General features: G+C 74.3%; 9 protein-coding genes. 4 read left to right on the forward strand and 5 right to left on the reverse strand.

The window, feature by feature from the left end:
* The 3 genes from ACLBYE_RS28740 to ACLBYE_RS28750 form a co-directional block, all read right to left on the reverse strand.
* Window positions 1-606: lytic transglycosylase domain-containing protein (locus ACLBYE_RS28740; protein WP_447696768.1), on the reverse strand; the 606-nt coding region annotated here is incomplete at its 3' end.
* Between the two features lie 72 nt (window positions 607-678).
* The gene (locus tag ACLBYE_RS28745) at window positions 679-939 is read right to left on the reverse strand and encodes a hypothetical protein (RefSeq protein ID WP_020093792.1); all 261 of its coding nucleotides are present in this window, start codon (window positions 937-939) and stop codon (window positions 679-681) included.
* Window positions 940-974: 35 nt separating this feature from the next.
* A complete protein-coding gene (locus tag ACLBYE_RS28750; RefSeq protein WP_447696769.1) occupies window positions 975-1265 on the reverse strand; it encodes a hypothetical protein in 291 nt (96 codons plus the stop codon).
* A 137-nt stretch (window positions 1266-1402) separates the two neighbouring features.
* Here ACLBYE_RS28750 and ACLBYE_RS28755 point away from each other — a divergent pair, with 137 nt between their 5' ends.
* Complete coding sequence (locus tag ACLBYE_RS28755; RefSeq protein ID WP_100252755.1) at window positions 1403-1624, forward strand: hypothetical protein; 222 nt, start codon at window positions 1403-1405, stop codon at window positions 1622-1624.
* A gap of 77 nt (window positions 1625-1701) precedes the next feature.
* Here ACLBYE_RS28755 and ACLBYE_RS28760 read toward each other — a convergent pair whose 3' ends face one another.
* Complete coding sequence (locus ACLBYE_RS28760) at window positions 1702-2982, reverse strand: hypothetical protein (protein ID WP_447696770.1); 1281 nt, start codon at window positions 2980-2982, stop codon at window positions 1702-1704.
* 117 nt (window positions 2983-3099) lie between these two features.
* On the opposite strand from ACLBYE_RS28760, the gene ACLBYE_RS28765 reads away from it, so the two are divergent.
* The 3 genes from ACLBYE_RS28765 to der all read left to right on the forward strand — a co-directional run bounded on the left by ACLBYE_RS28765 (window position 3100) and on the right by der (window position 5932).
* Window positions 3100-3711, forward strand: coding sequence for an NnrU family protein (locus ACLBYE_RS28765; RefSeq protein ID WP_447696771.1), 612 nt, complete (start codon window positions 3100-3102; stop codon window positions 3709-3711).
* Window positions 3712-3840: 129 nt separating this feature from the next.
* Window positions 3841-4551 (forward strand): tetratricopeptide repeat protein, encoded by a 711-nt coding sequence (locus ACLBYE_RS28770; protein ID WP_020093797.1) that lies wholly within the window; start codon window positions 3841-3843, stop codon window positions 4549-4551.
* A gap of 31 nt (window positions 4552-4582) precedes the next feature.
* Window positions 4583-5932, forward strand: coding sequence for a ribosome biogenesis GTPase Der (gene der, locus ACLBYE_RS28775; RefSeq protein WP_447696772.1), 1350 nt, complete (start codon window positions 4583-4585; stop codon window positions 5930-5932).
* A 123-nt stretch (window positions 5933-6055) separates the two neighbouring features.
* On the opposite strand, the gene ACLBYE_RS28780 is transcribed toward der, so the two are convergent.
* Window positions 6056-7032, reverse strand: a 977-nt coding sequence (locus ACLBYE_RS28780) for a carboxylate-amine ligase (protein WP_447696773.1), incomplete at its 5' end; no start/stop codon positions are given.

Here is a 7032-nt window from a genome sequence, read left to right on the forward strand (position 1 = left end):
GTGGGCGCGGCCCGCCGGACGCGCGGCGAGGCGGTCCGGCGCGGCCGCGCGGGCGGTCGCCCGGACGACGCGCGCCTCCGGGTTGCCGAGGATCGCCTGGGCGCGGGCGCAGTAGAGCTGCGACAGCGGCGACATCGCCTCCGAACCGTGGCCCGCCCGGTACTTCATCAGGGCGCGGCAGAGGTCGCCGTCGGCCCGGCGCCACGCCTCGGCGAGGTAGCGGACGCCGTAGCGGACGTTGATCTCCGGCGACGCCAGCTCGGCGACGGTGCCGCGGAAGCCGAGCATCGCCGCGGTGGTCGGGCGGACCTGCATCAGCCCGACCTCGCCGACGCTGCCGACCACGGTGGGGTCGTAGCCGCTCTCGATCCGCGCGACGGCGTCGGCCACCGCGAGGGGCAGGCCGGTGCCGGCGGCCTCGCGGGCGATGAGCGGCAGATAGCGGGCGCGGGCGTCGGCGGCGACCGGTGCGGGTATGGCCGCAGGCGCGGGCGGGACCGGCGGCAGCGCGGCCATGCCGACGGCGTGCACCGCCATGAAGGTGGCGGGCCGGGCCTGCGCGGGGGCGGCGCAGGTCAGCAGCAGGAGAAGCAACGGAGCGCGCATCGGCCGCCACGGAGAGGAACCGGGACCTGTCTATCCCGGCCGCCTCAACGAAGCCTTTCGCCGGCGCGCGCCCTACTGGATGGGGCCGCGGTCCCGCGCCTGCAGCAGCCGCAGGGCCTCGCCCAGGACCGCGTGGAGGTCGGCCGCGCCCTGCTGGCTCAGCGGCAGGCCGACCCGCTGCCCGTGGATCGTGTCGAGGACCAGCATGGCGAGGTCCTCGCCGATCAGCAGGTTGGATCCGGGCAGGCAGAGCGGCAGGACGAAATCGCCCTCGACCTCGCCGAGGGCGTCGACCGCGTCCGCGGGCCGGAAGGGCGGTTTCCGATCGGTCATCGCTCCCCTCCTCCCATTCCTCCCGGCGCCTCGGCTCAGCCGCGGTCCGGCATCCGCACCGAGCGCACCGTGAGCGTGTCGATCTCCAGCGAACCGACCTCCAGGGTGCCGACCCGGGCGCGGCCCACCGAGAGGCGGCCGATCGCGAAGGCGCCGACCGCCACGACGCCGAGGGCCGCGGCCCCGAGGGCCAGCGCGCCCAGGGCCGACGCCCCGATCGCCCCCGCGCCGACGGTGCCCGATCCCAGGATCGCCGTGTCGTGGGACGGGATCACCCCCGTGCCGTCGGGGCGGCTCTGCGCCTCCGGAACCCTCGAACGCGACATGCGGATTCCTCTCCGAGCGGGCGACTCCGGAGCCAGCTATACCCGACGTTAACCGCGTTTTCACGCCGCTCGGAGACGATGGCGCTCGATCCCGGCCGGCCCGGACCGCGCGTCCGCCGCCAGAGAGGACGTCGCCCGTGCAGCACCTGTTCCAGGCCGTCGCGATCTTCGCGTTCGGCTGCCTGCTGATCCATGCCGGTCGCGCCTATGCCCGGGCGACCACGCTCCTGCTCTCCGCGACCGCGCTGATGCTGAGCGTCACCCTCGGCACCGTGCTCTGCCAGCGGATCGGCCTCCCGGGGCGCTCCGTCGCGGCCGGCCCGTCCTACACGGTGGCGCTCGGCCGGCCCGCTCCGTAGAGCCGCGTCTGGTCGGACGGGATGCGCCCGAGGCTCGGGGCGGTGTCGCGCGGTGGGGCCGCGCCGGTCGAGCGGGATCAGGGCCAGACGCGGATCGCCACCGGGCGGCGCAGCAGGTCGCGGTCGGAGGTGATCGTGCAGCCCTCCGTGCGCAGGCTCGCGTAGGTCAGCAGCGCCCGGTCGCCGACGTCGTCGAAGTTGCGGCCGCGCGCGTCCGGGTCGAGCAGCGACGGGTAGGCGAGGAGCGGCGCCGTCGCCGCGCACGGGTCGTCGTAGAGGGTCGCGCCCTCCAGGAGCAGGCGCGGGCTGTCCCAGGCGATCAGGTCGCGGGAGGTGGTCCAGTAGAAGCCCGACCGGGGAAAGCCCTCCCCCGCCTTGGCCATGAACACGGCGATCCAGGCGCCCGTGCCGCGGTGCCGGACGACGGCGCCGACCGGGCCCGGGAACGGCCCGACCGGCCGGCAGGTCGCCGTGTTCGGGCGGGCGGCGCGATAGGGATCCGGGAAGGCGGCGGTGAAGCCGGTGCCGGTCCAGGCCCGCCAGCGGGTCGGATCGGCCGGGTCGTCGCTGCGGAACAGGCAGACCCCCGCCTCCTGGTCGCTGCCGGGCCGGGTCCAGCCGGTGGTCGAGGCGAGGAAGTACCGCCACGTCCCGTCCGCGACGATGTTCGACGGGTTGAAGAAGCCGCGGTGGCGGCCCTGGTCGATCTCCTGCCGGAACGGCGCTCCGGCGACCACCGCGGGCGGGCTCTGCCGCTTGAAGCTGCGGCCGCCATCCGTCGAGGCGGCGGCCGTGATCGTGTTGTACCAGCAGGCCATGTAGCTGGCGGCCGGGCAGCGGCCGGGATGCTCGTTGGCCTGGTACTCGTGGTGGAGGAGCGCGGCCACGCGGCTCCCGTCCTCGGTCCAGGTGGCGGTGATCCAGGAGCGGTCGTCGTAGGTGGCCGGATCGGGCTTCTCGCCCGAATCGAGCACCACCGCGCAGTCGATCTTGAGATGCGCGAGGTCGGGACCGCGCAGCGCCCGGTTGCGGTAATGCATCCCGTAGAGCGCCACCGCGCCCGACGCCTCCCGGAAGGCGCGCGCCGGCGCGTCGGGCACGTCGGCGCCGTCGCAGGCGTCGCGCCCCGCCTTGAAGACGAGCGCGGGCGGCCCGACCAGCGTCAGCGCCGAGAGCGGCGGCTCCGGCGCGGCCGCGGCAACGCGCGGGAGGAGCGGCAGAAGCACCAGGGAGAGCGCCAGGGAGAGCGCCAGGGAGAGCGCCAGGGGAAGCGTCGGCAGGATCCGGCGCGCCGCCGCCCCGGAGCCGGTTGAGCGCGCGGCGCGCGCCCGTCCGGCGATCCCGTTCGCCCAACCCATGATCGCCACCCGGCTGCGTCCCGGCCGCGCCTGGACAAACAGGCGGAGATTCGCTTGAGAACCATTACAGAGTGCTTGCCGCCGACCGGACGCGCGCGGCCCGACCGAAAGTCATCCATGGTTCTCCTGATCCTCGGGCTGGTGCTGTTCCTCGGCACGCACGCCTTCTCGATGGCCCGCACCCGGCGCGCCGCGATCGTCGGCCGGATCGGCGAGGGCCGCTACAAGCTCGGCTACACCGCCCTGTCGCTGCTCGGGCTCGTGCTGATCGGGATCGGCTTCCACGATTACCGGCTCGCCGGCTACATCCCGGTCTGGGATCCGCCGGTCTGGACGCGCCACCTCGCCCTGGCGCTGGTCTGGCCCGCCTTCGTGTGCCTCGCGGCCGCCTACCTGCCCGGCCGTATCCGCGCCAAGGCCAAGCACCCGATGCTGCTCGCCGTGAAGATCTGGGCGACGGCGCACCTCCTCGCCAACGGCGATCTCGGCTCGATGCTGCTGTTCGGCGGATTCCTCGCCTGGGCGGTGACCGCCCGGATCAGCGCCAAGCGCCGGGGCCTCGCCCCGGGGGCGGTCGCGGCCCAGCACGGCGGTCCGGCGGCGGCCCCGCTGGGCTGGCGCAACGACGTCCTGGCCCTGGTGATCGGCACGGCCGCGTGGTTCGTCTTCGCCCGCTACCTGCACTACCCGGTGATCGGCGTGCCCGTCTGGCCGGGCACCGCGGCCTGAGACGGCGCCGGAGAGGGCACCCGAGACGACACCCAAGACATGGCCTGTCGCCAACCCGGCGCCCGTGTGTTAGGCGCGGGGCCCGAACGCGACGAGGTGGCCCGCTGAGATCATGCGGGCCGGGATAGAATGGCCGAGAACAACGAGTTCCTTCGCGAGGTCGACGAGGATTACCGCCGCGACCGGATCCTCCAGATCTGGAAGCGCTACAGCGGCGTGATCATCGCGCTCGCCGTGCTCCTGGTGGCGGGCGTCGCGGGCTGGCGCTACTGGCAGGCCCAGCAGCGCGCGGCGGCCGAGGTCGCCTCGGTGCAGTTCGACGACGCCAACCGCCTCGCCAAGGACGGCAAGGTCGCGGAGGCCGACAAGGCCTTCGACGCCCTGGAGGCGCAGGGCCCGGCGGGCTACCGCCTGCTCGCCCGGTTCCGGGCGGCGGCCGAGACCGGCAAGCGCGACCCGGCGGCCGGGGCCGCGGAGTTCGACAAGCTCGCCGACGATACAGGCCTCGGCGACGGCCTGCGCGACCTCGCCCGCCTGCGCGCCGCGCTGCTGCGCCTCGACGGGGCGAACCCGGATCCGGCGCTCGCCAACCTCCAGGGCCTCGCCGCCGGGACTCCGTTCCGCCACACCGCCCGCGAGATGCTGGGCCTCGCCGCCCTGAAGAAGGGCGATTACGAGGACGCCAGCCGCTGGTTCGACCAGATCGTGGCCGATCCCGACACGCCGCGGAACCTGCGCGAGCGGATCGAGGTCTACGCGGCGATCGTCGCGGGCGGCCCCGTGACGGTGACCGCGGCCAAGCCCGAGCCCGCCGCCCCGCCGCCGCCGATCACGCGCTGATTTCATCGTCCGGACTGTCTCGAGAACCACCATGGATATGCCGACCGTCGCGATCGTCGGGAGGCCGAACGTCGGCAAGTCGACCCTGTTCAACCGCCTCGTGGGCAAGAAGCTCGCGCTGGTCGACGACCGCCCCGGCGTGACCCGCGACCGGCGCGAGGGTGACGTCGCGTTCGGCGGCCTCCAGTTCCGGGTGATCGACACCGCCGGCCTGGAAGAGGCCGACGCCGCGACCCTCACCGGCCGGATGCGCATGCAGACCGAGGCGGCGATCCTCGCCGCCGACGTGGTGCTGTTCGTGATCGACGCCCGCGCCGGCGTGCTGCCGGCCGACCAGCCCTTCGCCGAGCTGGTGCGCCGCGCTGGCTGCCCGGTGATCCTGATCGCCAACAAGGCCGAGGGCGGTGCCGGCCTCGCCGGGGCCTACGAGGCTTTCACCCTCGGGCTCGGCGACCCGATCCCGTTCTCCGCCGAGCACGGCGAGGGCCTGGGCGAGTTGCACGAGGCGCTCAAGGGCGTCCTGCCCCAGCGCGACGAGGACGAGGAGGCCGACGACGACGCCCCCGGCGGCCGCGCCCTGAAGGTCGCGATCGTCGGCCGCCCGAATGCCGGCAAGTCGACCCTGATCAACCGCATGCTCGGCGAGGACCGGCTGCTCGTCGGCCCCGAGGCCGGCATCACCCGCGACTCGATCTCCCTCGACTGGGAGTGGCGCGGGCGGCGGATCAAGCTGCACGACACCGCCGGGATGCGCCGCCGCGCCCGGATCGACGACAAGCTGGAGAAGCTCGCGGTCTCGGACGGCCTGCGCGCCGTGCGCTTCGCCGAGGTGGTGGTGGTGCTCCTCGACGCGACGATCCCGTTCGAGAAGCAGGACCTCACCATCGTCGACCTCGTCGAGAGCGAGGGCCGCGCCCTGGTGATCGGCCTCAACAAGTGGGACCTGGTCGCCGACCAGCCGGGCCTGCTCAAGCAGCTCCGCGAGGATTGCACGCGGCTGCTGCCGCAGGTGCGCGGCGTCGGGGTCGTGCCGCTCTCGGGCCTTGCGGGCGACGGCGTCGACAAGCTGATGCAGGCGGTGGTGCAGGCCGCCGAGGTCTGGGACCGGCGCGTCTCGACCTCGCGCATCAACGACTGGCTGAACGAGGCCACCTCCCGCAACCCGCCGCCGGCGGTGTCGGGCCGGCGGATCAAGATCCGCTACGCCACCCAGGTGAAGAGCCGGCCGCCGCACTTCGCGCTGTTCGGCAACCAGCTCAACGCCCTGCCGAAATCCTACACGCGCTACCTCGTGAACGGCCTGCGCGAGGCGTTCGACCTGCCGGGCACGCCGATCCGCCTGTCCCTGCGGACCTCGCAGAACCCGTTCGACAAGGGCTGATCCGAGCTCCTGTCGTCCTTGCGAGCGGAGCGAAGCAACCCAGGGTCACGCCAAGCCTTCCGAGGTCGCGCTACCCCGGGTCACTTCGCTGCGCACGTGATGACGGCGCGGATGCGGCACCTCTCAGCGGACCGCGTCGGCGATCCAGTCCACCGCGGCCGCCAGGGCGGCGCGCTCGTCCTGATCCGCGGCGAGCGCCGCCTCGTAGGCCGCGATCTGCTCGTCCGCGCTGGTCCCCTCGGCCACGATCGCCCGCGCCCGGGCCACGTCCGCCGCGCAGCCGAGGGCGTCCGCGTCCTCTGCCACCAGCGTGAGCACCGCCTCCAGCGCCTCGGCGAACGGCACGGCCTCGCCCCGCGCCTCGTCGATCAGGGACGCGGCGACGCCGCTGTGCTGGGCGCGCCAGAGGTTCTCCGAGGCCAGCGCCCGCGAGACGCCGTCGAGCCCGGCATGGAGATCCGGCCGGCGCGCGCACAGGCGCACGAGGCAGCGGAACAGGGCGGCGATGCAGAGCGAGTCGTCGAGGCGCGTGCAGGCGTCGGCGATGCGCAGCTCCAGCGTCGGGAACTTGATGGAGGGCCGCAGCGACCACCACAGGAAGCTCGCGTCCGCGATGGCGCCCGACCGGGTCATGATGGCGACGAACCGCGCGTGGGCGGCGGCGTCGGCGAAGAGTTCCGGCAGGCCGGTGCGCGGCAATTCCCCGAAGACGCTGAGCCGGTAGGCCCGCAGGCCCGTCGCCTCGCCCTGCCAGAACGGCGAGGAGGCCGACAGCGCGAGCAGCAGCGGCTGGAACGGTAGCAGCCGGTTCATCAGGTCGACCCGGGCGTCGGGGTCCGGAACCTCGACGTGGACGTGCATGCCGCAGATCAGGGCCCGCCGGGCCGCGATGCCGACATCCGACAGGATGCCCTTGTAGCGCTCCCCGTCGGTGGCGGTCTGGCGCGACCAGCGCGCGAGGGGGTGCGTGCCGCAGGCCAGCAGCCGGAGGCCGTTCTCGGCCGCGATCCCGGCGAGCTGCGCCCGCTGGCCGCCGAGGTTGTCGCGGGCGGGGGCCCCCGCGGGGGGGGGGGGGGGGGGGGCCCCCGCCCCGGCCGGGG

It is taken from the genome of Methylobacterium sp. A52T (assembly GCF_053346095.1).